Source organism: Leclercia adecarboxylata (assembly GCF_023639785.1).
GTDB lineage: Bacteria > Pseudomonadota > Gammaproteobacteria > Enterobacterales > Enterobacteriaceae > Enterobacter > Enterobacter adecarboxylatus_D.
The window spans coordinates 4,027,574-4,053,880 of sequence record NZ_CP098325.1; the positions used below are offsets into that span (position 1 = coordinate 4,027,574).

Annotated in this window: 22 protein-coding genes; 10 read left to right on the forward strand and 12 right to left on the reverse strand. The window is 59.6% G+C overall.

Features of this window, described 5'->3' with window-relative positions:
* Positions 1-3: 3 nt before the first annotated feature.
* Entirely contained in the window at positions 4-1,674 is a 1,671-nt protein-coding gene (locus NB069_RS18965; RefSeq protein ID WP_250586088.1) for a ShlB/FhaC/HecB family hemolysin secretion/activation protein, read from the reverse strand.
* Positions 1,675-1,965: 291 nt separating this feature from the next.
* Between NB069_RS18965 and NB069_RS18970 the strand changes: the two genes are divergently transcribed.
* Positions 1,966-3,135, forward strand: a complete 1,170-nt coding sequence (locus NB069_RS18970) for a DNA repair protein (RefSeq protein WP_250586090.1) — start codon at positions 1,966-1,968, stop codon at positions 3,133-3,135.
* Here NB069_RS18970 and NB069_RS18975 read toward each other — a convergent pair whose 3' ends face one another.
* Complete coding sequence (locus NB069_RS18975) at positions 3,136-3,900, reverse strand: siderophore-interacting protein (protein WP_284677021.1); 765 nt, start codon at positions 3,898-3,900, stop codon at positions 3,136-3,138.
* 234 nt (positions 3,901-4,134) lie between these two features.
* Here NB069_RS18975 and NB069_RS18980 point away from each other — a divergent pair, with 234 nt between their 5' ends.
* Positions 4,135-4,680 carry a PadR family transcriptional regulator gene (locus NB069_RS18980; RefSeq protein WP_250586092.1) on the forward strand — a complete coding sequence of 182 codons (546 nt, stop codon included), beginning with the start codon at positions 4,135-4,137 and terminating at the stop codon, positions 4,678-4,680.
* Here NB069_RS18980 and NB069_RS18985 read toward each other — a convergent pair.
* The gene (locus tag NB069_RS18985; protein ID WP_250586094.1) at positions 4,677-6,236 is read right to left on the reverse strand and encodes a methyl-accepting chemotaxis protein; all 1,560 of its coding nucleotides are present in this window, start codon (positions 6,234-6,236) and stop codon (positions 4,677-4,679) included. The two genes, NB069_RS18980 and NB069_RS18985, sit on opposite strands and share 4 nt — an antisense overlap.
* A gap of 338 nt (positions 6,237-6,574) precedes the next feature.
* Entirely contained in the window at positions 6,575-8,095 is a 1,521-nt protein-coding gene (locus NB069_RS18990) for a methyl-accepting chemotaxis protein (RefSeq protein ID WP_250586096.1), read from the reverse strand.
* 430 nt (positions 8,096-8,525) lie between these two features.
* On the opposite strand from NB069_RS18990, the gene ygjG reads away from it, so the two are divergent.
* Positions 8,526-9,905 carry a putrescine aminotransferase gene (gene ygjG, locus NB069_RS18995; protein ID WP_250586097.1) on the forward strand — a complete coding sequence of 460 codons (1,380 nt, stop codon included), beginning with the start codon at positions 8,526-8,528 and terminating at the stop codon, positions 9,903-9,905.
* A 76-nt stretch (positions 9,906-9,981) separates the two neighbouring features.
* Here ygjG and NB069_RS19000 read toward each other — a convergent pair whose 3' ends face one another.
* Positions 9,982-10,584, reverse strand: coding sequence for a helix-turn-helix domain-containing protein (locus NB069_RS19000; RefSeq protein WP_250586099.1), 603 nt, complete (start codon positions 10,582-10,584; stop codon positions 9,982-9,984).
* A gap of 42 nt (positions 10,585-10,626) precedes the next feature.
* Between NB069_RS19000 and NB069_RS19005 the strand changes: the two genes are divergently transcribed.
* Positions 10,627-11,316, forward strand: a complete 690-nt coding sequence (locus tag NB069_RS19005) for a B3/B4 domain-containing protein (RefSeq protein WP_250586101.1) — start codon at positions 10,627-10,629, stop codon at positions 11,314-11,316.
* Between the two features lie 95 nt (positions 11,317-11,411).
* On the opposite strand, the gene lsrG is transcribed toward NB069_RS19005, so the two are convergent.
* Genes lsrG through lsrA form a run of 6 tightly spaced genes read right to left on the reverse strand, consistent with a single transcriptional unit; the run spans position 11,412 to position 17,097 of the window.
* Entirely contained in the window at positions 11,412-11,705 is a 294-nt protein-coding gene (gene lsrG / locus NB069_RS19010; protein WP_250586103.1) for a (4S)-4-hydroxy-5-phosphonooxypentane-2,3-dione isomerase, read from the reverse strand.
* A complete protein-coding gene (gene lsrF, locus NB069_RS19015) occupies positions 11,702-12,589 on the reverse strand; it encodes a 3-hydroxy-5-phosphonooxypentane-2,4-dione thiolase (RefSeq protein ID WP_250586105.1) in 888 nt (295 codons plus the stop codon). The genes lsrG and lsrF overlap by 4 nt, the downstream gene beginning before the upstream one ends.
* An 11-nt stretch (positions 12,590-12,600) precedes the next feature.
* The gene (gene lsrB, locus NB069_RS19020) at positions 12,601-13,602 is read right to left on the reverse strand and encodes an autoinducer 2 ABC transporter substrate-binding protein LsrB (protein ID WP_250586107.1); all 1,002 of its coding nucleotides are present in this window, start codon (positions 13,600-13,602) and stop codon (positions 12,601-12,603) included.
* Between the two features lies 1 nt (position 13,603).
* Positions 13,604-14,581: an autoinducer 2 ABC transporter permease LsrD gene (gene lsrD, locus NB069_RS19025; protein ID WP_250586109.1), complete on the reverse strand. Its 978-nt coding sequence runs from the start codon at positions 14,579-14,581 to the stop codon at positions 13,604-13,606.
* Positions 14,582-15,613: an autoinducer 2 ABC transporter permease LsrC gene (gene lsrC / locus NB069_RS19030; protein ID WP_250586111.1), complete on the reverse strand. Its 1,032-nt coding sequence runs from the start codon at positions 15,611-15,613 to the stop codon at positions 14,582-14,584. It abuts the gene before it with no gap.
* A complete protein-coding gene (gene lsrA / locus NB069_RS19035; protein ID WP_250586113.1) occupies positions 15,610-17,097 on the reverse strand; it encodes an autoinducer 2 ABC transporter ATP-binding protein LsrA in 1,488 nt (495 codons plus the stop codon). Before lsrA ends, lsrC begins: the two co-directional genes overlap by 4 nt.
* A gap of 214 nt (positions 17,098-17,311) precedes the next feature.
* On the opposite strand from lsrA, the gene lsrR reads away from it, so the two are divergent.
* The 3 genes from lsrR (at position 17,312) to NB069_RS19050 (ending at position 22,112) form a co-directional block, all read left to right on the forward strand.
* Positions 17,312-18,283 (forward strand): transcriptional regulator LsrR, encoded by a 972-nt coding sequence (lsrR, locus tag NB069_RS19040; protein ID WP_250586115.1) that lies wholly within the window; start codon positions 17,312-17,314, stop codon positions 18,281-18,283.
* Between the two features lie 33 nt (positions 18,284-18,316).
* Positions 18,317-19,912, forward strand: coding sequence for an autoinducer-2 kinase (gene lsrK / locus NB069_RS19045; protein WP_250586117.1), 1,596 nt, complete (start codon positions 18,317-18,319; stop codon positions 19,910-19,912).
* A gap of 178 nt (positions 19,913-20,090) precedes the next feature.
* Entirely contained in the window at positions 20,091-22,112 is a 2,022-nt protein-coding gene (locus NB069_RS19050; RefSeq protein ID WP_250586119.1) for an NADPH-dependent 2,4-dienoyl-CoA reductase, read from the forward strand.
* Positions 22,113-22,230: 118 nt separating this feature from the next.
* Here NB069_RS19050 and rlmG read toward each other — a convergent pair whose 3' ends face one another.
* On the reverse strand, positions 22,231-23,367 hold the full coding sequence (gene rlmG, locus NB069_RS19055; protein ID WP_250586121.1) for a 23S rRNA (guanine(1835)-N(2))-methyltransferase RlmG: 1,137 nt from the start codon (positions 23,365-23,367) through the stop codon (positions 22,231-22,233).
* A gap of 85 nt (positions 23,368-23,452) precedes the next feature.
* Between rlmG and NB069_RS19060 the strand changes: the two genes are divergently transcribed.
* From NB069_RS19060 to NB069_RS19070, 3 genes are all read left to right on the forward strand, one after another.
* Positions 23,453-23,956, forward strand: coding sequence for a YgjP-like metallopeptidase domain-containing protein (locus tag NB069_RS19060; protein WP_250586123.1), 504 nt, complete (start codon positions 23,453-23,455; stop codon positions 23,954-23,956).
* Between the two features lie 69 nt (positions 23,957-24,025).
* Positions 24,026-25,024, forward strand: a complete 999-nt coding sequence (locus tag NB069_RS19065) for a Gfo/Idh/MocA family protein (protein WP_250586125.1) — start codon at positions 24,026-24,028, stop codon at positions 25,022-25,024.
* Between the two features lie 273 nt (positions 25,025-25,297).
* Entirely contained in the window at positions 25,298-26,266 is a 969-nt protein-coding gene (locus NB069_RS19070; protein WP_250586127.1) for a TerC family protein, read from the forward strand.
* The last annotated feature ends 41 nt before the right edge of the window (positions 26,267-26,307 follow it).

Sequence of the window (26,307 nt, forward strand, 5' to 3'; positions counted from 1 at the left end):
CCCTTAAAACGCCACCGACACGCGGTAGTAAATATTCAGATGATCCGGTCCCAGCCAGTCCGGATACGCAAGCGGTGTGCCCGCAGTGAGCTGGCTCGAGAAGAGGCGGTTCACGCTGTTTAACCCTACCGCCGCGCCCCACAGGGTGCCGGAGGCGTAGCGGTCGAAACCGTCTTTTTTCAGCCAGCCGCCGTCCAGCGCCGCCAGGGCGCCGATCTGCCCGATCCAGGGCAGAGTGATGAGCGAGTAGTTGAGTTCGTTACGCCAGTAGCCGCCGTTATCGCCGGAAAGATACTGCTCCTTAAAGCCGCGCACCGAGGTCTCGCCCCCCAGGGTTAAGCGCTCGCTGCCGTAGAGCCGGTCGGGCGACCACTGAAAATAGACGCTGGAGAGCCACCACAGCCGGTCGGCCAGCGGCTGCTGATAGCTGGCGTTCAGGCTCCATTTGCGAAACTCCGCTTTTGGCACATCGCCATGCTTGCCGTTGTCATCCTCAGCCCCCAGCCACGGCACGCCCTGGGTGAAGGTCGGGTTAAGGGTCGCCACACCGCCAGCGAGTTTTTGCGTGTGGTTGATGCCCAGCGCAAAGCTCGTGAGCTTGCGGCTGCTGGTGGCCAGCAGGACATCGTCGAGGTAGTTATGGTTGATACGGTGGGTCAGGCCCACCGCGGCGCTGGTCTTGATATCGCCGTTGCGAAACAGCACCCAGGAGCCGTTCAGCCGGTGGGTTTCGTTATCGCCGGTCGAGCGCCAGCGATAGCCATTGTTGTCGATGGTGCTGAGGTAGTTGCTCCAGCTGTAGCTGTAATCGAGCAGGCCATAGCCGTAAGGCACGCTGACGCCTGCGGCAAAATTCTGCGCATCCTTGCTGCTGGAAAAATCGCTGCTGCGCCCGCCGCTGATAAACCATTTATCGGCGATCCCCAGCAGGTTGTTGCCGATAAGGGCGCCGCTGAGCTGGCCGGTGCCGGTACTCTTTTGCCCGCTGTTATCGAAGCTTACCGAACCATTAAGCGGGAACTCCGGGGCAGCGGTGAGGTTAACAATGGAGTATCCCTGGCGGTTGCCGGGGAGGATCTCTATCTGAACCGGCGTCTGACGCACCCGGTTCAGCTGCTCCATCCCCTGTTCGATATCGCGCAGGTTGAGGATCTTACCCACCCGGCCCGGGAAGGTCATATCCAGGGTGCGTTCCGGCACGCCTTCCAGGCGGATCTGCTCGAGCTTGCCTTCCAGCACCGTGATATGCAGCGAGCCTCGGCTCAGATCCTGCTCGGTAAGGAAGGCGCGGCTGGTGATATAGCCCCGGCTGATATACCAGTCGGAGACCGCGTGCGTCAGGGCGCTGAGGTCGGCCATATTCAGGCACTGGTTGCGCCACGGCGCGGTGAGTCGGCCTTCGGCAACGTCCGGCATCGCACTGGCACCTTCCAGCACAATCTGGTTGATGACAAAACAGGGGCCGTCAGCGGTGGCTGGCGGTTTGGGGGATGAAGACGCCTCGGGTAAGACCGTGCTGCGCTCCAGCTCGTCGCGCTGGCGCTGGTTTTGATCCAGCAACTGCTGCTGTTGCTGTTGAACGGCACTGCGGTCCGCGGGCGACAGAAATGCCGCATGGGCGCTGCCGAGCGGCCATAAAATGAGCGTGGCAAAAAGCCCTGTTAATCTGGTCATCCTTACCTTCAAAGCATCCATGCCTTTTGTCCGTTTTCAGACTGGCGTACAAAAAAGGTGCAAAATATGTCAAAAAGTAACCGGTGTAAATGCAGACAAAACGTCAGGAGGGGATTTCCAGACTTTTGATGCGCTTTTAGGAATTTATTCAGGTAACGAATGCGAAATGCGCCCGCGCAAAATTAACGCACGTCGTCGTCGCGCCATTCATCAGACATGTGTATTATTCCCTGTTGTTTTCCTGACAACTATCCTTAACTCAAATACTTAAGCGCCAAAGCGAAAAGCATCATGAGCACACCGATCAAACGGCTGGAAATCATTAAAAACGCCATTGAGCTTGAAGATGACGACATCATCGAAAGCCAGCTGGCACGGTTAAAAAGCGAAGCCTTTGACGATGAGCTTCGGGCGATCGTCGTGGCCCTTGAACAGAAAAATTACACTGGGGCGTTAACCGCTATCGCCAGCTGGTTACAGAGCCAGCGCGCCGTCGCCCCGTGGCGCGACCCGCAGCTTGCCGCCAGCAAGCTGGAGCTGAAAGCCCTGGAGGAGCGCCTGCGCGATTTAATCGACAGGCGTAACGCCCGCGTCCAGCAGCTGGATGAATTTAACGATCTCTACCTTACCCGCCTCGGCCCGCTGATGAGCCAGATCCTCGCCCTGCGTAAAACGCTGGCGGAGCTTAATCTGCGCCGCCAGCAGGCGGAAACGCGCCGTCGGGAAGCGGACTATCGCCGCTGCCAGCAGTACGTTGCCCAGGCGGTGGAGGTGCTGACCACCCTGACCCAACACTGGCGAGCGCTGCCCGCCGATTCAGTGCAGGCCGCCGCCGCGCGCAAGCATCTGCAGCAGCAAAGCAACCTGATTGCCAACCTGCTGGCCGAAGCCCAGGAGCTGGAAACCGGCTTAACCCGTGAGGAGGAGCCCGCCCGCCAGGCGCGGGATGAAGCTAACGACGAATATGAGAAGTACCGCGAGCAGCAGCACGAGGCGGAAATCCGCCTGCGCAAGGGCCAGAATCTCTCCGAAGAAGATCAGAACGAGTTAAAACGGCTCTGGCGCCAGGCGAGCAAGCTCTGCCATCCGGACCTGGTGGCAGACGAACTGAAAGAAGAGGCGAACGCCATGATGGTGCAGCTGAACCAGGCGAAGCAGCGTGGCGACGTAAAAGCGATCCGCTCCCTGGTGGCCCGTCTGCATCAGGGGCTGGAGCCGATGATGGCCAGCGACAGGCTGAACGATCTGACGCGTATCCGCAAAAAGATGGCCCAGGTGCGCGAGCAAATCGACACCTTGTTGAGCGAGCTGGCGGAGCTGGAAAAAGAGGAGTCCTGGCTGCTGGTCTCCTCCCTGAGCAATATGGAAGCCTATTTTGCCCAGCAGGAGAAAGCCCTGCACGAGGTGCGCGCCTCGCTGGAACATCAGGTCAACGAAGCGCAGCTCGACGACGTGGCCTGACTATCTGGCGTGCCAGTAAGCGCTGGCGCGCACCAGCTTCTGATCGATGGCGTCGGTTTCAAACAGGCGACTCAGGTTTTTCACCACCTTCCCTTCCCCGGTCAGCCAGATGAAGTAATCCTCCGCCGGTACGCTGAGGGCGGCCAGATGGTCCGCCACCGCCTGCTCGTTGTGCCCCACCACCCAGGTGATGTTGAACTCGCTCAGGTGCGCCAGATAGTCCTGACAGGCGGCATCGCCGACGGTGACCACGGCGTGCACTTCCGGGCGCACCGGCAGGGCGCGCAGCGCCTCCAGACGGCGGCGCAGGGCGGGCATGCCTGACTCATCGCAAACATAGAGCTGCCAGGCGTAATCTTCCGGCACCACCAGCGAACCGCGCGGGCCCCCGATGGAGAGTTTGTCCCCCGGCTTTGCCTCCACCGCCCACTGGCTTGCCACCCCGCCGTCGTGGATAAAGAAGTCGAGAGCAAGTTCATGGCGAGCTGCGTCATACAGCGGGGTGTAATCCCGCGCCTGCGGGCGCACGCCGCCGCCCCAGTTAACGCCTTCGTCCGTCACTTCCGGCGGCACAAAGGTTGTGCCCGGTTCCGGGAAAAAGACTTTGGAATGGTCGTCGAAGCCGCGGGAGCTGAAGCCCTCCAGCGCCTCGCCGCCCAGGACGATGCGCTGAAAACCGGCGCTGACGCGCTCAACGCGAAGCACGTTCAGCTCGCGAAAACGCAGGTCGTTGCGGACACGTTGGGGATAGCGGGTAGTGGTCATAATGTGCCTTCGTGATGTAAAACGATATATCGAAATAAAAGTGAAATGATAATGATTGCTAACAACGAGGATTGCAAGATTTTTTTTGATATACCCATAGCTCGCGAAAGCAAAGTTGAAAGAGCAGATTAAAAAATATAAATATCAATTAATTAAATTAAATAACGCATGCGACGTTGCTTGTTTGTGATTTTTAGATATAAATTAGATATATCAAAAGTACGGAGAAAGACGATGCGACACTCACACGGCCACGACAATCACGAGCATCACCACCGCGGACGCGGCGGCGAACACCATCACGGCGGCGGCCGCCGCCAGCGCTTCTTTGGTCACGGCGAATTACGTCTGGTGATCCTGGATATCCTGACCCGCAACGCCAGCCACGGCTACGAGCTGATTAAGGCGATTGAGACCCTGACCCAGGGCAACTACACCCCAAGCCCGGGCGTGATCTATCCGACGCTGGATTTTCTGCAGGATCAGCAGTTCATCACCCTCACCGAGGAGGAGAACGGGCGTAAAAAGATTGAGATTACCCTTGCCGGGCAGCAGTGGCTGGATGAAAACATTGAACATCTGGAGCACATTCAGGAGCGCGTGAAAGCGCGCTGCGTGGGCTTCCAGCTGCGCAAAAACCCGCAGATGAAGCGGGCGCTGGATAACTTTAAAGCGGTGCTGGATCTGAAGGTTAATCAGGAAGAGACCAGCGACGCGCAGATCAAACAGATTATCGGCGTGATCGACCGCGCGGCGCTGGAGATCTCCCAGCTCGATTAAGCGGTCGCTTCTCCACGAACGCGGAACACTTTCACCAGCTCCTTCAGGTTCATCGCCTGATCGTTAAGGGAGGATGCCGCCGCCACGGACTCCTCCACCAGCGCGGAGTTCTGCTGGGTGGTAGCATCAATCAGGCCAATGGCGCTGTTGATCTGCGAGATGCCTTCCGTCTGTTCATGGCTTGCCTGACGAATTTCGCGCAGGATGACGTCCATCTCCTGCACGTTCCCCACCATGCCATTAATCAGCCCGCTGGCTTTTTCCACCAGCGCCATCCCGTCCTGCGTCTGGCTGGTTGAGCTTTCAATCAGCTGGCGAATTTCGCTGGCCGAGGTGGCGCTCTTCTGCGCCAGCTGGCGAACCTCACCGGCCACCACCGCAAAGCCGCGCCCGTGCTCACCCGCCCGCGCCGCCTCTACCGCCGCGTTCAGCGCCAGAATGTTGGTCTGGAAGGCAATAGCGTCAATCAGGTTGATGATGTCGGACATCCGGTTGGAGGTCTCGTTGATGAGGCGCATTTTGCTGGTGACCTGCTGCATCATCTCGCCGTTGTTTTTCACCACCCGGGCCGCATCGGCAGAGAGGGTTGTCGCTTCACCGGTATGTGACGCGGTGTTTTTCACGGTCGCCGTGATCTGCTCCATCGATGCCGCTGTTTGTTCAACGGAGCTGGCCTGCTCTTCGGTACGCGCAGCCAGATCCTGGTTACCCGCCACAATCTGCGCCGCGGCGCTGGAGATACTCTCCGAGCCGGTCTGCACCTGCTGAACAATCTCCAGCAGACGGACTTTCATCTCCATCAGCGCCGTCAGCAGCTGGCCGGTTTCGTCTTTACCGTGAGAGGTCATGCTCCGGGTCAGATCGCCCTCGGCGATGGCCTGGGCAAAATCCACCGCCTCGCCCAGCGGACGGGTAATGGAGCGCACGATAAACCATCCCATCAGGCTACCCACCGCCACGCTGAACAGGGTGATGAGGATCAGCAGCAGGCGGTTGCTTTTGAAATCGCCGTCCACCTCCCTACCTGCGCGCTGCATCTCGGTGTCCTGAATCGCAATCAGCTCCTGCACCTTCGCCTTGTAGGCCTGTTGCAGGGTGAGGGTGTTGGTCATCATCTCCTGAATCGCCCCGGCCCGATCGTTGCTCTGCACCGCCTGCAGGATGCGGTAGCGGGAGTCGAGGTACTGCTGGCGGACCCCGCGGATATCGCTCAGCACCTGCTGGGATTTATCATCCTGCAGGGCCGTGTTCAGGGCGTCCAGAATCAGGGTGATACGCTCGCTGATCTCCTTCAGATGCTGCTCGGATTGCGCGGTGTATTTACCCTGGTCGTCCAGCAGCATCAGCTGTTGGGTGCTAATAAATTCCTGGAAGTTTTCGATTAACTGGTTGGCTTTTACCGTGGTGGGATAATCGCTGATGATGATGGATTGCATCCCGTTATTTGCCCGGTTAAGGCTCAACAGAGATAAACTCGCACTTATCCCCATCAGGACAATAAAGAATCCAAACGCCAGAAATAATTTCGTGCCGATTTTTACGTCATGTAAGAACATATTTACTCCATCGATGTGATTATTTCTCAGACGATCAGCGTTATCGGTAACTTTCATCGCTAACTTTATGACTTTGATCGCTTTTTTATTTCATAACCACAACAATAGATAGGCGCAGGCTATTAATTTTGGCTCATCGATCGTTACTCAACCCTGGAAACAGGTTTTCTGGGCAGAGCAGCGGAGAAAACAGACGCAGGCAGGAAGAATATACCGAGGCTTTTTTTTTAGTTATTTAATATTCAATTAACAACTAATGATAAAAAGAATTACAACTCATAAATAATAAAGCCGTTTGCTCCTGGCAGAGCAAACGGCTTTTTTGGAACCTTACTGACTCAGTGCAGGACGGTGACGGCATCTTCCAGACGTTTAGCCCGGTGTTTCACCATCGCCGACACCTGCGCGCTGGTTTCGACCAGCGCCGCGTTTTTCTGGGTAATCGAATCCAGTTCAGCGACCGCGCGGGTCAGCTCCGACAGCCCTGACGCCTGCTCGGAGGTGGACTGGCTGATCTCGGCGATAAGCCGGGTGACGTTCTGCACTTTCTCCACGATATCGTCCATCGTGCGTCCGGCGGCATGCACCTGTTCTGAGCCCGACAGCACTTTGCTGGCGCTGGCGTCAATTAGCTTGCGGATATCGTTGGCGGCGTTGGCGCTGCGGCTGGCCAGATGACGTACTTCTCCGGCCACCACCGCGAAGCCTTTGCCCTGCTCCCCTGCCCTGGCCGCTTCTACTGCCGCATTCAGCGCCAGAATATTGGTCTGGAAGGCGATGTCGTTGATCAGTTTGGTGATGGAGCCGATACGCTGGGTGCTGTCGGCAATCTCGTCCATAGTTTTAACCACGGTTTGCATCGCGTGTCCGCCTTCGGTAGCGGCGTCGCTGGCGGCAATAGAGAGCTTATCGGCATCGACGGCGGTGCGGGTGTTGCTCTGCACCGTCATCGCCAGCTGGTTCATGGTCTCGACGGTCTGCTTCACGTTGGAGACGGTCTGGTGCGTGCGATCGTTCAGGTCGTCGTTGCCCCGCGCCAGCTGGTCGCTGCCGTCGCGCACGTTAACCACCTGGCTTGAAACGTCGTTGATCAGCCAGCGGCACATCAGGCCGAGCTGCCCCACTGCCCGCAGGGTCAGCCCCAGCTCGTCGCTGCGGTTAAGATGCTCCACGCTGTTACGCTCGCCCGTCGCCACTTTCAGGGCCTGACGCGCCACGTTTTCAACCGGGCGCACGATCTGCTGCTCAAACAGCAGGGTACCCAGCAGCATCACCAGCGCGCTGGCGCCCAGTGCCGCCCAGCCTGCCCCGGTGGCGAAGAGGGTCGCCGCCAGCATGGCAAACAGCGCCGTCATCACGCTGCGCACCCGCCAGCGCAGCGGCATTGCGGGGAGTTTCCCGGTCCAGCCTCTGGCAACCACCAGCCCTTTATGCACCCGCTTTTTGCTGCGCCCTTCGTTCAGGGCTTTATACAGCGGCTCCACGGCGGCAATCTCTTCCGGCGTGGCCTTCACGCGGATGGACATGTACCCGGTGGTCTGGCCGTTACGCACCATCGGCACCGCATTGGCGCGCACCCAGTAGTGATCGCCATTTTTGCGGCGGTTTTTTACGATCCCGCTCCACGGCTCACCCTGTTGCAGGGTGTACCACATATCGGCAAAGGCCGCTTTTGGCATGTCCGGATGACGAACGAGGTTGTGCGGCTGCCCGACCAGTTCGGCCAGCGTGTAGCCACTCACCTGAACAAAGGTGTCATTGGCCTGAGTAATGTAGCTGTGCAGATCGGTGGTGGACATCAGAGTGGTGTCATCTTGCAGCGGGTATTCACACTGCGTGACAAACGGTTGAGGCGACATAGGCATCCCTTGCAGGTTACTTGAATGTTATTTTTGTGGCGTAAATATTTTACGGCGGTAACGAACATATCTTTAGATGTTAAACATGCCTGAGATCGCAAAACGCGACTAAACCGCATTTTTTGTGTGTTTTTTAATTTATTGATATCTAATGATTTCGTTTCGCAACTACCTCTAAAGGAGAATCTCCTTCTGCCCCCAATACAGGCTATATCCGCCCTGAAACAGGGCAAATGCACTGCCGGTGGGCATCCCCGTCTTTGAAAACGCCACACCGCAGCGGCCATTCTGTCGTTTTGCATGATTAAATTTTGTGTAACATTATTTTAACCTGGCGTTTATCCCGATTTTTGTTAAGTCCACGGATGTGGCGCAAAGCCTGCAATACTTAATCCAGTATCATGTGATACGCCATTCCCGGGAGCACATCTTGAACAGGTTACCCTCCAGCGCATCGGCTCTTGCCTGTACCGCGCACGCCCTGAATCTCATTGAGAAGCGAACGCTTGATCATGAGGAGATGAAACAACTTAACCGCGAGGTGATCGATTACTTCAAAGAACATGTCAATCCCGGGTTTTTGGAATACAGAAAATCTGTAACAGCAGGCGGGGATTACGGAGCCGTAGAGTGGCAAGCAGGAAGTCTGAATACGCTTGTCGACACCCAGGGACAGGAGTTTATAGATTGCCTGGGTGGATTTGGTATTTTCAACGTGGGGCACCGTAATCCAGTAGTGGTTTCCGCCGTACAAAATCAGCTTGCAAAACAACCCCTTCATAGCCAGGAACTGCTTGACCCTTTACGGGCGATGCTGGCAAAAACGCTGGCGGCACTGACGCCGGGGAAACTGAAATACAGCTTCTTCTGTAACAGCGGCACGGAATCGGTGGAAGCGGCGCTTAAACTCGCCAAAGCCTACCAGTCGCCGCGCGGCAAATTTACCTTTATCGCCACCAGCGGTGCCTTCCACGGCAAGTCGCTCGGGGCGCTCTCTGCCACGGCGAAATCCACCTTCCGTAAACCCTTTATGCCGCTACTGCCTGGCTTCCGCCATGTGCCGTTCGGCGATATCAGCGCCATGCGCACCATGCTCAGCGAATGCCGTAAAACCGGTGATGACGTGGCGGCGGTGATCCTCGAGCCTATCCAGGGCGAAGGCGGCGTGATCCTGCCTCCGCAGGGCTATCTGCCGGCGGTGCGTAAGCTCTGCGATGAGTTTGGCGCGCTGTTGATCCTTGACGAAGTGCAGACGGGCATGGGCCGCACCGGCAAGATGTTCGCCTGCGAGCATGAGAACGTGCAGCCGGACATCCTCTGTCTGGCGAAAGCGCTGGGCGGCGGCGTGATGCCGATTGGTGCCACGGTCGCTACCGAAGAGGTTTTCTCGGTGCTGTTCGACAATCCTTTCCTGCATACCACCACCTTTGGCGGCAACCCGCTGGCCTGTGCCGCGGCGCTGGCAACCATCAACGTGCTGCTGGAGCAGAACCTGCCCGCCCAGGCGGAGCAGAAAGGCGACATGCTGCTGGACGGCTTCCTGCAGCTGGGGCGTGAGTACCCGGACCTGGTGCAGGATGCGCGCGGCAAAGGCATGCTGATGGCGATTGAGTTTGTCGATAACGAAACCGGCTACAGCTTCGCGAGCGAGATGTTCCGCCAGCGGGTGCTGGTGGCAGGCACGCTGAACAACTCGAAAACGATTCGCATCGAACCGCCGCTGACGCTGACCATTGAGCAGTGTGAGCTGGTGCTGAAAGCGGCCCGCAAGGCGCTGGCAGCGCTGCGGGTGAGCGTGACCGAAGCGTAAAAAAACGCCGGGCGGCGCTGCGCCTGCCCGGCCTACAAGATCCAATGCCGTTGCAGGCCCGCGCCAGCGGGCGTTTTTACCGGTGAAACTCCGCCACGGTCATCGTGAAACGCAACACACTCTCCCCATCGTTCACATAGCTGTGCGCCGCTTCTGTTTTCGCCACCGCCGAGGTGCCGGCGACCACCTGATTAACGCTCTCTTCCACCTTCAGCGTCAATACTCCCGCCTCCACGTGGAGCAGTTCAAATGTCCCTGCCGGATGGCCCGGCGAGCTGAAAATCTCTCCCGGATACATCTTCCAGCGCCAGAGTTCAATCATGTCCGGACCGGTGGTGCCCGCCAGTAGCCGGGCGCTGCCGCCTTTCTCACCCCGCCAGAGCACCGGGATCGCCGCTTCCTCGATAATATGCACCTGCGGCTCGCTGGCGACGTTGACGATGTCCGCCACCGAGATACCCAGTGCCGCCGCCAGTTTGCAAAGGATCGCAATGCTGGGGTTGGCCGCCCCTTTCTCGATCTCCACCAGCATCCCTTTGCTGACGCTGGCCCGGCGCGACAGCTCATCCAGCGACAGCTTTTTATCTTTGCGCCAGTTGCGAATCCGGTTTGCCACCGCCAGGCTTACCTGGGCGACATCGGCACCCGTCTCAGTCATTATATTGACTTTATCAGTCATTGGTCATTACCATGGTATAAAACAGTCAATACAGGATTATTTATGTCCCTTCTTACGCCGTCAATAGATCCGCGTCTTGCCGGGATCGCGCCGGGGTTCCGCGCGCTGAGCATCGTGGTTGAAGCAGCGCCGATTACCTCTCCGGAGGTTGCGCCTGCGGTCTTAGTCCAGGCCTGCAAGCAGTTATTAAGTGATGACGTGGACTGGGCTGATGCTCATCTCGCCGCCTGGGATGAGGTGTTCAAGGCCTTTGGCGCTAAACCAAAACGCACGCCCTGCTCCGCCAGCGCCCTGCGCAAGCGGGCACTGAAAGACGGCACGCTGCCATCGCTCGATCCGGTGGTGGATATCTACAATGCGGTCAGTATCCGCTACGCCATTCCGGTGGGCGGGGAAAATCTCGCCGCTTATACCGGGGCTCCACGCCTGACGTTGGCCGACGGCAGCGAAACCTTTGACACCCTGAAAGAGGGGCAGCCTGTGGTAGAGCATCCCGAGGCGGGAGAGGTGGTGTGGCGCGATGACCTGGGCGTGACCTGCCGCCGCTGGAACTGGCGACAAGGGGTGCGCACCCGCCTGGACAGTGACGCGCAAACTATGTGGTTTATTCTCGAAAGCCTGCCCGCGATGCCGTTAACGGCGCTGGAGGCGGCGGGTGATGAGCTGGTCGGGCATCTGCAGAGGCTGATGCCGGGTGCGACAGCGCAGGTGCAACTGCTTGAGCTGACCTGAAAAACGCCGGGCGGCGCTGCGCTTGCCCGGCCTACAACGGCCGCAACGATTTGAGGTTTTGTAGGCCCGGTAAGCAACGCGCCACCGGGCGATTTTTATTCCGGCATCAGCCCGACAAAACAGCGCTTTTTACGCGGCTCCGACATCAAATCCTCAAGCTGCTCCACGCACGCCAGATAGTGCGGGGTCTGCTTATGCGCCGCCACCGCCTCTTCATCCTTATAGGCTTCGTAGATAAAGAACCGGGTTTTCACCCGCGGATCCTGGAGCACGTCGAACCGCAAATTACCTGGCTCCTGGATGGCCCCTTCGTGGTTGGCGCGAAACACGTCCAGAAACTCGTCCACCTTGTCCGGCTTAATGTTGATCTCCACTAACGTCACGTTCATTGCACTTCTCCTTGTTTTTCTTCCTGCCAGAACTGATACGCCTCGCGGGCGCTCATCTTCTGGTGTACCACTTTCTTCACTGCCTTCAGCATTGCCAGCGGCGCGCTGGACTGGAAGATATTGCGTCCCATATCCACACCCGACGCGCCCTGATCGATGGCGCGGAAGCACATCTCCAGCGCCTCGTGTTCCGGCAACTTTTTCCCCCCGGCGATCACAATCGGCACCGGGCAGCTGGCGGTCACTTTTTCGAATCCCTCTTCCACAAAATAGGTTTTGACGAACTGCGCCCCCATCTCGGCGGCAATGCGGCTGGCAAGGGCAAAATAGCGGGCATCCCGCGCCATCTCTTTCCCTACCCCGGTCACCGCCAGAGTTGGCATGCCGTAGCGATTGCCTGCATCCACCAGCTTGATGATGTTGTTGATCGACTGATGCTCATACTCGCTGCCGATATAGACCTGCGCCGCCACCGCGCAGACGTTGAGGCGCAGGGCATCCTCCATCGCCACCGCCACGCACTCGTTGGAGAGCTCGCCGAGCATCGAGTTGCCCCCGGAGGCGCGCAGCACCACGGGTTTATTGGCGGCGGGCGGCACGGTGCTTCTGAGGATGCCGCGGGTGCACATCAGCACGTCGGTCTCCCCGAACAGCGGCGCGATGGAGAGATCGATGCGCTCAAGCCCGGTGGTCGGCCCCTGAAAATAGCCGTGATCGAAGGCCAGCATCACCGTGCGGTTGCTGTTGGGGTTGAAGATACGCGCCATGCGGGACTGCATCCCCCAGTCCAGCGCCCCGCACCCTTTCAGGGTGAAAGGCACGTTCTGCTGCGGCCGGTCGATGCCAAAGTTCTTACCCTCTTTGATGTCGTCTAAATCAGCCATGTTCTCTCCCGTCAGAAGTCGTAGTTGTTGATGTTCTCTTTGGTGAACACCACCCGCTCCGGCAGCAGCACAATGCCGTTGCCTTTCGCTTCATACTGATAGCCCTGCACGCTGTTCGGCTCGACCTTCAGGGCGCCGATATCTTTCACTTCTACGCTGTCGCCCACGTTAAGATCGCCTTTTTTCAATAAACGATCGGCGACATTGACCGCAATTTTGCCCTGTTGTACGACGTCCCACAGGCCGAAGGCTTTCACCGTGCCGCGCTCCACGTACGGGCGCATCACGTTGGGCGTGCTGAAGCCGACAATCGCCACCCCTTCACGCTTCAGGTTTTCTGCCGCCTGGGCGGCCGCTGGCAGGGCGTTGGCATCCGGGGCGATGATCGCATCCAGATCCGGGTAGGCTTTTAAGATCCCTTCGGCGGTCTGCAGGGATTTGGTGGCATCGTTATAGCCAAACTGGGTGGTGACGATCTGCCACTGGGGATGATCTTTGGCGATTTTGGCTTTCGCCTCTTTCACCCACTGGTTCTGATCGGTCACGGTGGGGCTGGAGTAGAAGAACGCCACTTTGGCATCCGGTTTAGTCACCTGCTTCGAGGCCATCTCCACCAGCAGGCCCCCGAGCTGTTCCGGCGTGCCCTGGTTGATGTAGATGCTGCGGCACTCCGGTTTGGTGTCGGAGTCCCAGGTCAGCACTTTTACCCCGCGCTGCATGGCGCGCTTCAGCGCCGGGCAGAGCCCATCCGGCGATACCGCCGAGACGATAATGGCGTTGTAGCCCTGGTTGACGAAGTTATTGATCAGTTGCACCTGTCCGGAGACGCTCGGCTCGGTCGGGCCGTCGTAGGTGACGTCCGTACCCAATGCTTTACCCGCCTCTTTCGCGCCGTTGCCGCCGCTGGTAAAGAAGCCGACGCCCACCAGTTTCGGGATAAACGCGATGCGATCCGCCGCCTGGGCCGATGCCACGCTTAACGCCACTGCCAGCACCATCAGTTTTATTTTCATCTTACGCTCCGGGTAGTTTTGTGAAGAGAGATCGCACCCACTCACGGTGCAGACTCAGTGAACGTCCCATCACCACCACAACCAACAGCGCCCCTGACAGCGCGCTCGACACCTGGTTGGGGATGCCGACCATCTGTAGCCCCTGTTGCAGATACCCCACCAGCAATGCCGCCAGCGCAGTACCCAGTACCGAACCTGAACCGCCATAAATATTCGCCCCGCCCAGCACCGCAGCGGTAAGCGCGGGCATCAGCAGGTCGCGCCCTAAATCGGAGCGCGCCGAGCCGAAATAGGAGACCATCACCAGGGCGGCAATCGCCGACGCGACCCCCACCAGGCCATACAGCGCGTAGGGCATGCCGTTAACCGACAGCGCCGCATAGCGCGCCGCGCGCGGGTTCTGCCCAATCAGAAACAGGTGGCGGCCAAAGCGCCCGCGGTGGGTGATAAGCCAGAAGAAGAAGGTGATTGCCGCGAATAGCACCAGCGGGATCGGCAGCCCCAGCACGGTGAGGTTGGCAAATGCCGTGAAGCTATCCGGGAAGCCGCCAATGCCTTCGTACCCGGTCGCCCCGGCCATGCCCGAGAGCAGGAGCGCTCCGCCGCCGTAGAGGTAGAGCGTGCCGAGGGTGATCACCAGTGGGCTGATGCCGGTGTAGTGGATGAGCGCTGCGTTAAACAGCCCGCACAGCAGCCCGAGCAGCAGGGTCAGCGGGATCGCCGCCGCCATCGGCACGCCCGACTGCATCATCACCCCCAGCGCAATGGCGCACAGGCCGATGGTGGAGCCAAGCGAGATGTCGATCCCGCCGCTGATGATCACCAGCGTCAGCGGCAGCGCCACAATGCCGATGCAGATAAAGTCGCTGGTGCTGAACAGCAGCATGTTGATGTCGAGCATCCGCGGATTGAGGGTGCCAAACAGCAGGATCTCCAGCACCAGTAACAGCAGCAGCGCCCACTCCCAGTTAAGCTTCATTTACGCCACCTCTTTTTTGCGTTTGGGAAACGGGGTGACGTGCTTTCCCCCTTTGTTGCCCGGCTGAAAACGGCTGTACTTCAGCGCCCGCTGATGACGCGCCAGCGCCTGGCGCAGCCGTCCGTCGAGCACCAGCACCCCCAGCAGCACCAGGCCAGCGATAAAGTCGTTCCACCAGGCCGGCAGGCGGAACAGCACCAGCACGGTGTCGATCTGCGTCAGGAAGAAGGCCCCCAGCAGGGCGCCGATTAAGGTGCCGGTGCCGCCCAGCAGGGAGATGCCTCCCAGCACGCAGGCGGCGATGGCTTTCATCTCCAGCCCGCTGCCGGTCTGGTTCGGCACGAAGCCGATCTGCGCGGCAAAGACGATCCCCGCGCAGGCCGCCAGCACGCCGTTAAGGGTGAAGGCCGCCATCCGGGTGCGGTTGACCGCCACGCCAAGCTGACGGGCGGCGGCGAGGTTATCCCCGACGGCGTAAAAATCCCGGCCAAAGGCGGTGCGCGACAGCGTCCAGGCCCCCACGGCGGCGAAGGCCAGCACCACCATCCCCAGCGGCGATATCCCGAGCGCCACCGGCTCCGACAGCGATTTCAGGCTCACCGGCAAGCCTTCGATCCACTTCCCGTCCGTCCAGAGCAGCATCGCTCCGCGATAAAGTCCCAGCGTACCGAGGGTGGCGACAATCGCCGGAATGCGCAGCCCCACCACCAGCAGACCGTTAAAGACCCCGGCCAGCGCGCCGATACCCAGCGCGAACAGGATCGCCACCGGCAGGCCGTAGCCGCTGTTCAGCGCTACCCCCACGGCGATGGCGCACAGCCCGACGGTAGAACCGACAGAGACATCAATGTTGCGGGTCAGCATCACCAGCCCGGCCCCGAGGGCCAGCAGGATCAGAATTTGCGAGCTGGCGAAGATCATCCCCAGGGTCTGCAAACTGAGATAGGCCGGGTTGAGCGCCACCAGCACCACAAACAGGGCGAGGATCGCCAGCAGCGCGCTGAGCTCGCGGTTTTTCAGCAGCGTTTTCATGCCTGCCCTCCAAAGGCCAGGGCCATCATACGATCGAGGCTGACGGCGTGGCGCGGCAGTTCCCCGCTGAGCACCCCCTGATGCATCACCAGCACCCGATCCGCGAGACCCGGGAACTCATCCATGTCGCTGGAGATCATCAGCACCGCCACGTTTTGCGCCGCCACGCTTTTGATGAGCTGATAGATATCGGCCCGGGCGGAGACGTCCACCCCGCGGGTCGGTTCATCGACGATCAGCAGCAGCGGATTGGCTTCCAGACAGCGCGCCAGCAGCACCTTCTGCTGATTGCCCCCCGACAGGGTACGCACGGTCTGATCGGGGCTATTGAGTTTGATCCCCAGCGCCCGGTGATAGCGCTCCACTACCGCCGCCTCGCGTTTGCGCTGCTGCCAGAGTGACGGCTCGTTAAGGGCCACCGTGTTCCAGCGGACCGGGGCATCAAGGAACAGCCCCGAGACCTGCCTGTCCTCCGGCAGATAGACCAGCCCCTTCTCCAGCCGGGCGCTGACCGGATCGCGGTCGATCTGCTGGCTCTCAAGCCAGATCTTTCCGCCACGGGGCGGGCGCAGGCCATACAGCGTTTCGGCAAACTCGGTGCGCCCGGATCCCACTAATCCGGCCAGGCCGACGATCTCTCCGGCGTAGATCTCAAGGCTGAGATCGATGAACCCCTCCCCGGTGAGCGCCTCCACCCGCAGCACCGGGAAGTCCTGGGCCTGAGTACGGCGATTGCCCGGCAGCGCCAGCCACAGCTTTTGCGTGTCGCTTAAGCCCCTGTCACGGCTGACCGGGGTCATGGCGGCGATCAGCGCGTTGTCGTCATAGTCTGCGGTTTCGCCGCTGAGCACGATGGCCCCGTCGCGCATCACCGAGACGTGGCTGGCGAGCTGGCGGATCTCGGGCAGCTTGTGGGAGATAAAGACGATCCCGACGCCCGTCGCCTGGAGCGCGCGGATCTGGCGGAACAGGCGCTCCGTCTCCCCCGGCGTCAGCGAGGCGGTAGGTTCATCGAGGATCAAAATTCGCGCCTCGCGCATCAGCCCGCGCAGGATCTCCACCATCTGCTGATCCGCCACCTCCAGCGTGCTGGCGGCAGCATCCAGGTTGAGCTGGCACTTAAGCTGCTCCAGTTTCCCGGCCAGGCGTTGGGCGGTGGCCTGCCCGCGAGGCAGGCGAAAGAGAATGTTCTCGCGCACGCTGAGGTTGGGAAACAGCATCGGCTCCTGGGGCACCAGGTAGATCCCAAGCGCATGCGCCTGGCCCGGTTTGAGACGAGCAAAAGGGCGGCCCGCAATAGAAAGTTCACCCCTGTCGGGCGTTTCGACCCCGGCGACAATCTTCATCAGGGTGGATTTTCCGGCGCCGTTGCCGCCCATCAGGGCATGCACCTGGCCCGCAAGCAGAGTGAAATCAATGTCTTTCAATACTGGAACGCCGGAGAACTGCTTCTGGATCCCGCGCGCCTCGATAAGTGCTGTCATTATCGCTCCGCTATTGAACAAATGATTTTTGAAATTAATAATGTTCAAAAGCGTAGACGGTGAACTATATTTACAACCGTGCAGGGATCACAGTTTTATCGATAGGATCCCGATAAAGCTGAAACATTCCGGAATATCCATTTTGCCGTGTGGCTCACAGATTCAACCTGCGGCAAAGCGAACATATGATCTAAATTTTGATAAGAGTTCAAATATGGGCGAGAAACGCGTTGCCGAAGAGGGACGATTTGCCGGACTGGCGCTGTCGGAAGAAGAACTGGTGGCGCGCGTGGCGTGGTGCTACTACCACGATGGCCTGACGCAGAATGATATCGGCGAGCGGCTGGGTCTGCCGCGGCTCAAGATTTCGCGTCTGCTGGAGAAGGGCCGGCAGTCCGGGGTGATCCGGGTGCAGATCAACTCCCGCTATGAAGGATGCCTGGCGCTGGAGACCGAGCTTCAGCAGCGCTTTGGCCTGAAGCTGGTGCGCGTGCTGCCTGCGCTGAATACCCCGGCGATGAGCGTGCGCCTGGGGATTGGCGCCGCGCAATCATTAATGGGCGTACTGGAACCCGGCCAGCTGCTGGCGGTGGGATTTGGTGAAACCACCATGAGCTGTATTCAGCACTTAAGCGGCTTTATCAGCTCCCAGCAGGTGCGGCTGGTGACCCTTTCCGGCGGCGTCGGGCCCTATATGACCGGCATTGGCCAGCTGGATGCCGCCTGCAGCGTCAGCATGATCCCCGCCCCGCTGCGGGTGTCGTCCGCTGAAGTGGCCGGGATCCTGAAACGGGAAACCAGCGTGCGGGATGTGATCCTTGCCGCCACCGCCGCCGATGCAGCCGTGGTCGGGATTGGCGCGGTGAACCAGCGCCGGGATGCCACTATTTTGCGCTCCGGTTATATCAGCGAAGGGGAACAGCTGATGTTCGCCCGCAGAGGGGCGGTGGGCGATATTCTGGGCTATTTCCTCAATGCCGGGGGCGAGCCGGTACCCGAGCTTGAGATCCACCGTGAATTACTGGGCGTGACCCTCGATGAACTGGCGCAGTTGCCCACCATCGTTGGCGTCGCCGGAGGAGAAGAGAAAGCCGATGCGATTTATGCCGCACTGAAGGGTCGCCGTATCAATGGCCTGGTGACGGAAGAGACGACAGCCCGCGCGGTGCTGGCCCTGGCAGGTTAAGGCCCGGCCCTGCGCTAACATTGAGGCAAGCTCATGAGTTACCTTTTAGCGTTAGATGCAGGGACAGGCAGCGTTCGCGCCGTTATTTTCGATTTGCAGGGCAACCAGATTGCCGTCGGCCAGGCCGAGTGGAAGCACCTGAGCGTGGAGAACGTCCCCGGCTCGATGGAGTTCGACCTCGACACCAACTGGCGGCTGGCCTGCCAGTGCATCCATCAGGCGCTGGAGCGGGCGCATCTTAGCGCGGCGGATATCCAGTCTGTCGCCTGCTGCTCGATGCGCGAGGGGATTGTCCTGTACGACCGCAACGGCGAGGCCATCTGGGCCTGCGCCAACGTCGATGCCCGCGCCAGCCGCGAAGTGGCCGAGCTCAAAGAGATCCACGATTACCGTTTTGAATCCGAAGTCTATGACGTCTCCGGCCAGACCCTGGCCCTGAGCGCCATGCCGCGCCTGCTGTGGCTGGCGCACCATCGCCCGGACATCTATCGCAGAGCCGCAACCATCACCATGATCAGCGACTGGCTGGCGGCAAAGCTCTCCGGCGAGCTGGCCGTTGATCCGTCCAACGCGGGTACCACCGGCATGCTGGATCTCTTCTCCCGCGACTGGCGTCCGGCGCTGCTGGATATGGCCGGACTGCGGGCCGATATTCTCTCTCCGGTGAAAGAGACCGGCACCCTGCTGGGCACCATTACCCGGGAAGCGGCGCAGCAGTCAGGCCTGCGGGAAGGAACCCCGGTGGTGATGGGCGGCGGCGATGTGCAGCTGGGCTGTCTGGGGCTGGGGGTGGTGCGCGCCGGGCAGACCGCGGTGCTGGGCGGCACCTTCTGGCAGCAGGTGGTCAACCTGCCGCAGGTGCGTACCGATCCGCAGATGAACATCCGCGTGAACCCGCACGTGATCCCGGGCATGGCGCAGGCGGAGTCCATCAGCTTCTTTACCGGGCTGACGATGCGCTGGTTCCGCGACGCCTTCTGCGCCGAAGAGAAGCTGATTGCCGGGCGGATGGGCATGGATACCTACGCCCTGATGGAGGAGATGGCCAGCCGGGTACCGGCAGGCTCTCACGGGGTGATGCCGATCTTCTCCGACGCCATGCATTTTAAGCAGTGGTATCACGCCGCGCCGTCGTTTATTAACCTCTCCATCGACCCGGAAAAATGCAACAAGGCCACCCTGTTCCGCGCCCTGGAAGAGAACGCGGCCATCGTCTCCGCCTGCAACCTGGCGCAGATCTCGCAGTTCTCCGGCGTGGTCTTTGACAGCCTGGTGTTTGCTGGCGGCGGCGCCAAAGGGGCGCTGTGGAGCCAGATCTTAAGCGACGTCACCGGCCTGCCGGTGCGGGTGCCAGAGGTAAAAGAGGCCACCGCGCTCGGCTGCGCCATCGCCGCCGGAACCGGCGCCGGGCTGTATGCGGATATGGCCGCCACGGGGGAGAAACTGGTGAAGTGGAGCCGGGAATTCACCCCGAATCCGGCGCACCGGGAACTCTACGACGGCATGATGCAGAAGTGGCAGGCGGTGTACGCTGACCAGCTCGGGCTGGTGGACAGCGGGCTGACGACCTCCATGTGGCAGGCTCCGGGGCTGGTGCGGACATCCCCCTCATCCCGGCCCTCTCCCTAAGGGAGAGGGAGATTAAGTCCCCTCTCCCTGTGGGAGAGGGTTAGGGTGAGGGCATCAGGCCGCACCAATATTTGAATCCCATCACAATCACCGCATTCCCCTTTTCCCTTTTACTCCGCGCTGGCTAAATTACTAACTCATCCGACCACATAACAATAATTTTACACTGGAAGAGTCTATGAGCCGCTACCCGTCGTTATTCGCCCCCCTCGATCTGGGGTTCACCACCCTTAAAAACCGCGTGTTAATGGGCTCGATGCATACCGGGCTGGAGGAGCGGCCGGATGGCGCAGAGCGGCTGGCGGCGTTCTATGCCGAGCGCGCCCGTCACGGGGTGGCGCTGATCGTTACCGGCGGCGTGGCCCCTGCCCCATCCGGGGTTGGGATGGAGGGCGGCGCGGTACTGAACGATGCGGCACAGCTGCCCCATCACCGGATCGTTACCGATGCCGTCCACCAGGCGGGGGGCAAAATCGCCCTGCAAATTCTGCATACCGGGCGCTACAGCTATCAGCCGAACCCGGTGGCCCCGTCGGCAATCCAGGCCCCCATCAACCGCTTTAAGCCCCACGCCCTGACCCACGATGAGATCCTGACCCTGATCGACGACTTTGCCCGCTGCGCGGCCCTGGCGCGGGAAGCGGGCTACGACGGCGTGGAGGTGATGGGCTCCGAAGGCTATCTGATTAACGAATTCCTTGCCGCCCGCACCAACCAGCGCGACGACGAATGGGGCGGCGACTACCCCCGCCGGATGCGCTTTGCCGTGGAAGTGGTGCGTGCCGTGCGTGAACGTGCCGGGAGCGACTTTATTATTATCTTCCGCCTGTCGATGCTCGACCTGGTGGAGGGCGGCGGCACCTTCGACGAAACCGTCCAGCTGGCGCAGGCCATTGAGGCGGCAGGGGCGACCATCATTAATACCGGGATCGGCTGGCACGAGGCGCGGATCCCGACCATTGCCACGCCGGTACCGCGCGCGGCATTCAGCTGGGTAACCCGCAGGTTAAAGGGCCACGTCACTATTCCGCTGATCACCACCAACCGCATTAACGATCCTCAGGTGGCGGACTCTCTGCTGGCTAACGGTGATGCCGATATGGTGTCGATGGCGCGGCCGTTCCTTGCCGATGCCGAGCTGCTGTCGAAAGCCCAGAGCGGCCGGGCGGATGAGATCAACACCTGTATCGGCTGCAACCAGGCCTGTCTGGATCAGATCTTCGTCGGCAAAGTGACCTCCTGTCTGGTCAACCCTCGCGCCTGCCATGAAACCCGTATGCCGATCGTGCCGGCCGTGAATAAAAAGCGGCTGGCGGTGGTGGGCGCAGGCCCGGCGGGGCTGGCGTTTGCGGTAAATGCCGCCGCACGCGGGCATAATGTGACGCTGTTTGACGCTCTCCAGGAGATTGGCGGGCAGTTTAATATCGCCAAACAGATCCCCGGCAAAGAGGAGTTCTACGAGACGCTGCGCTACTACCGGCGGATGATCGACATTACCGGCGTGGATCTGCGGCTCAACCAGTGGGTGAGCGCGGAAGATCTGCTCGAATTCGACGAAACGATCCTTGCCAGCGGGATCGCCCCGCGAACGCCGGAGATCGAAGGCGTCTCACACCCGAAGGTGCTGAGCTATCTCGACGTGCTGCGCGACAAGGCGCCGGTTGGGGATCGCGTGGCGATTATCGGCTGCGGCGGGATCGGCTTTGATACCGCGATGTACCTGAGCCAGACGGGTGAGGCCACCAGCCTGAATATCGCCGAATTCTGTGCTGAGTGGGGCATCGACACCAGCCTGAATCAGGTGGGCGGTTTGCGCCCGGAAGGGCCGCAGCTGCCGAAAAGCCCGCGCCAGATCGTGATGCTGCAGCGCAAGGCCAGCAAGCCGGGCGAAGGGCTGGGTAAAACCACCGGCTGGATCCACCGCGCTACCCTCCTCGCCCGCGGCGTGAAGATGATCCCGGCGGTGAGTTACCAGAAGATCGACGACGACGGATTGCATGTGCTGATCGGCGGCGAACCGCAGCTGTTGCGCGTGGATAATGTGATTTTGTGCGCTGGTCAGGAGCCAAAGCGCGATCTGGCGGAGCCGCTGCGCGAGGCGGGTCAAACGGTGCATCTGATTGGCGGGTGCGACGTGGCGATGGAGCTGGATGCGCGGCGGGCGATTGCCCAGGGGACAAAATTAGCTCTGGAGATCTAGAGCATTGCCCGGTGACGAGGTAAAAGCAAAACGGCAACCTAGTTGCCGTTTTTAGTGTTTGCACCCTCTCCCTGTGGGAGAGGGCTGGGGTGAGGGCATCAGACCGCACACAACAATCTTAGCGACGGCGACCCAGCTTGACCGCCTTCAGCACCACGAACTTGTTGTTCGTTGCAACGGTAGTGCAGTTGCCGAAGATCTTCTTCAGCTTGTGGAAGTAGTCGAGATGACGGTTAGCCACGATGTACAGCTCGCCGTTAATTTTCAGGCAGCGGCGCGCGTGGTGGAACATCTCCCAGGCAACGTTATCCGTCAGGGCGTGTTTCTGATGGAACGGCGGGTTACACAGCACCGCGTTGAAGCGGAATGGCTCCACGCCCGACAGCGCGTTGTTGATCATAAACTCGCAGCGATCCAGCGCTTCCGGCATGTTGGTCTCTACGTTGAGACGGCTGGAGGCCACCGCCATCGGCGACTCATCGCTGAAGACCACGCTGGCTTGCGGATTCTTCGCCAGCAGCGTCAGGCCAATCACCCCGTTACCGCAGCCGAGATCGACGATCTCCCCTTCCAGATTTTCCGGCAGATGCTCAATAAAGAAGCGCGCGCCGATATCCAGCCCGGTACGGGAGAAGACGTTGGCGTGGTTATGGATAGTCCAGTCGGTCCCTTCCAGCTTCCAGCTCAGGGTTTCTGGCGCATCGGCCAGGTCTGGTGCCGTGAAGGTACAGTTGATGAGGCGCGCTTTCTTCCAGGCCAGCGTGGTGGTGGTAGTCCCCAGCACTTTCTCGAACAGTTCCAGGGTAGAGGTATGGATATCACGGGCTTTGGCGCCGGCGATAATGCGCGTCTCTGGCGTGACGACCTTACGTAATGCACGCAGCTGCTGCTCCAGCAGTGCCATTGTTTTCGGCACTTTGATTAGCACCACGCCCGGCGCCTGCGGGTAATCCGCGGTGCTGTCGAGGAATTTCACGCTGCCTTCGTCAAGCTCGTTGTGACGCAGGTTTTCCCGCGTCGCCAGCTCGCTCAGGTAGGAATCACCGATGCTGTAAGGCGTGTGTTCGGCCAGCGCGCAAGCCAGGGCGCCGAAAGCATCATTCAGGATCAGAACCGGGCCGCTGATTTCGGTGTCATCCAACTGCTGCAGCAGATATTCATCCGCCGCTTCCCACGCCTGAAGCGGGTTAACGTCGTCCGTTTCCGGGAAACGTTTTAAGTCGAGTGAACGGAAACCGTTGTCTAAGTGGCTCATCGGCCCTCCTGAGTGGTAAAATTTCGGCGTTATCCCTGAAAAGGGTGCGTGAGTATACCCGTTTTATTGTCGATTTGGGGCGTTGATGAACCAACTAACTTATCTCCAGGGCTATCCGGAGCATTTACTGACTCAGGTTCGCAGCCTGATTGCCGAGCAGACGCTCGGCGCGGTGCTGGAAAAACGCTATCCCGGCACGCACGATTTCGCCACCGATAAAGCCCTCTGGCAGTATACGCAGGATCTGAAAAACCGATATCTGAAGAGCGCCCCGCCCATCAATAAGGTGATGTACGACAACAAGATCCACGTGCTGAAGAACGCGCTGGGGCTGCACACTGCCATCTCGCGCGTGCAGGGCGGCAAGCTCAAGGCCAAGGCCGAGATCCGCGTGGCGACCGTGTTTCGCAACGCGCCGGAAGCCTTCCTGCGTATGATCGTGGTGCACGAGCTGGCGCATCTGAAAGAGAAAGAGCACGACAAAGCGTTCTATTCCCTGTGCTGCCATATGGAGCCGCAGTACCACCAGCTGGAGTTTGATACCCGGCTGTGGCTGACGCATTTATCGTTAAAGAGTAATGAGAATTAGCGCACTCGATTTGTCATCATGACATGCTACAGTGGCATCAGGTTCCCTTAACGGAGTTCGTGAACGTTTATGATACGTTTCGCAGTCATTGGGACGAACTGGATCACCCGTCAGTTCGTCGATGCCGCACATGAGACCGGCAAATATAAACTTACCGCAGTCTATTCCCGCAGCCTTGAACAGGCACAGACGTTTGCGAACGACTACCTCGTCGAACATCTGTTTACCTCGCTGGAGGAGATGGCCCAGAGCGATGCCATTGACGCGGTTTATATTGCCAGCCCCAACTCCCTGCACTTCCCGCAAACAAAGCTGTTCCTCAGCCATAAAAAGCATGTGATCTGCGAGAAGCCGCTGGCCTCGAATATCGACGAGGTCGAAGCCGCCATTCAGCTTGCCCGGGATAACCAGGTGGTGCTGTTCGAAGCGTTCAAAACCGCAAGCCTGCCGAATTTCCTGCTGCTGCAACAGTCGCTGTCGAAAGTGGGCCCCATCCGTAAAGCCTTTATCAACTACTGCCAGTACTCGTCACGCTACCAGCGCTACCTGGACGGCGAGAACCCGAACACCTTTAATCCGCAGTTCTCCAACGGCTCGATTATGGATATCGGTTTCTACTGCCTGGCCTCGGCGGTGGCGCTGTGGGGCGAGCCGCACCGGGTGCAGGCGACCGCCAGCCTGCTGGAAAGCGGCGTGGATGCTCACGGCCTTGTGGTGCTGGATTACGGCGATTTCAGCGTGACGCTGCAGCACTCCAAAGTGAGCGACTCGGTACTGCCAAGCGAAATCCAGGGCGAAAACGGCGCGCTGGTGATCGAGAAGATTTCTGAGTGCCAGAAGCTAAGCTACGTGCCACGCGGCGGCAAACCTCAGGAGCTGACGCAGCCTCAGCATATCAACACTATGCTGTATGAGGCAGAGGTATTCGCGCGTCTGGTCGAAACCCAGGAAGTTAACCATCCGGGCCTTGCGGTGAGCCGTACCACGGCGAAGCTGCAAACCGAGATCCGTCGCCAGACGGGGGTGGTTTTCCCGGCGGACGGCCTTAACGCAGAAGTTACCGCGTAAAGCTGTGTAATGAATTCGCGCAGGTCATTGACGAAATCAATGACCTGACATATTTTGTTACCTGCAAAGGGGAGTAACTTCCTGGTCGGTGGATCGTCATTACGATGCGTGCAATACCGCATCCGGTCGCCGGGCAACGAAAAAGGAATACGATGAGCGTATTCCTTTCTTGTTGTAAGTGAGACCTTGCCGGAAGGCGAGGTCTGTGCACAAAAAAAGCAACGACTATCGTCTTCTGACGTTAGTCGTTTTTTTTTGTGGAAGGAAAATTGTATGAATACTGTCGGTACTCCGCTGTTGTGGGGGGGATTCGCCATTGTCGTGGTCATCATGCTGGCGATCGATCTCTTTTTGCAGGGTCGACGCGGTGCACATGGTATGACCATGAAGCAGGCGGCCGCCTGGTCGCTGGTGTGGGTCACGCTCTCCCTGATCTTCTGTGCCGCCTTCTGGTGGTATCTCTCTGTTACGCAAGGCCGCGCGGTGGCCGATCCCCAGGCGCTGGCGTTCCTGACGGGCTATCTGATTGAAAAAGCCCTGGCGGTGGATAACGTCTTCGTCTGGCTGATGCTGTTCAGCTATTTTGCGGTGCCTGCGGCGCTGCAGCGTCGGGTCCTGGTCTATGGCGTCCTGGGCGCGATCGTGCTGCGTACCATCATGATCTTCGCCGGTAGCTGGCTGATTACCCAGTTCGAATGGCTGCTCTACGTCTTCGGCGCCTTCCTGCTCTTTACCGGCGTGAAGATGGCGCTGGCGAAAGAAGATGAAACCGGCATTGGCGAGAAGCCGCTTGTGCGCTGGCTGCGCGGCCATCTGCGTATGACCGACACCATTGAAAACGAGCACTTCTTTGTGCGTAAGAACGGCCTGCTGTTCGCCACGCCGCTGCTGCTGGTGCTGATTATGGTTGAGCTGAGCGACGTAATTTTCGCGGTGGACAGTATTCCGGCGATTTTCGCGGTAACCACTGACCCGTTCATCGTGCTGACCTCAAACCTGTTTGCGATCCTTGGCCTGCGTGCCATGTACTTCCTGCTGGCGGGCGTGGCGGAGCGCTTCTCCATGCTGAAGTACGGCCTGTCGGTGATTCTGGTGTTTATCGGTATCAAGATGATGATTGTCGATTTCTATCACATCCCAATCGCCATCTCGCTGGGCGTGGTGTTTGGCATCCTGGTGTTGACCTTGATCATCAATGCCTGGGTAAATCACCGCAACGATAAGAAACAGCAGATCGGGTAAGGTCAGCGCGGCCTGATCCCCTCACCCCTCCCTCTCCCACA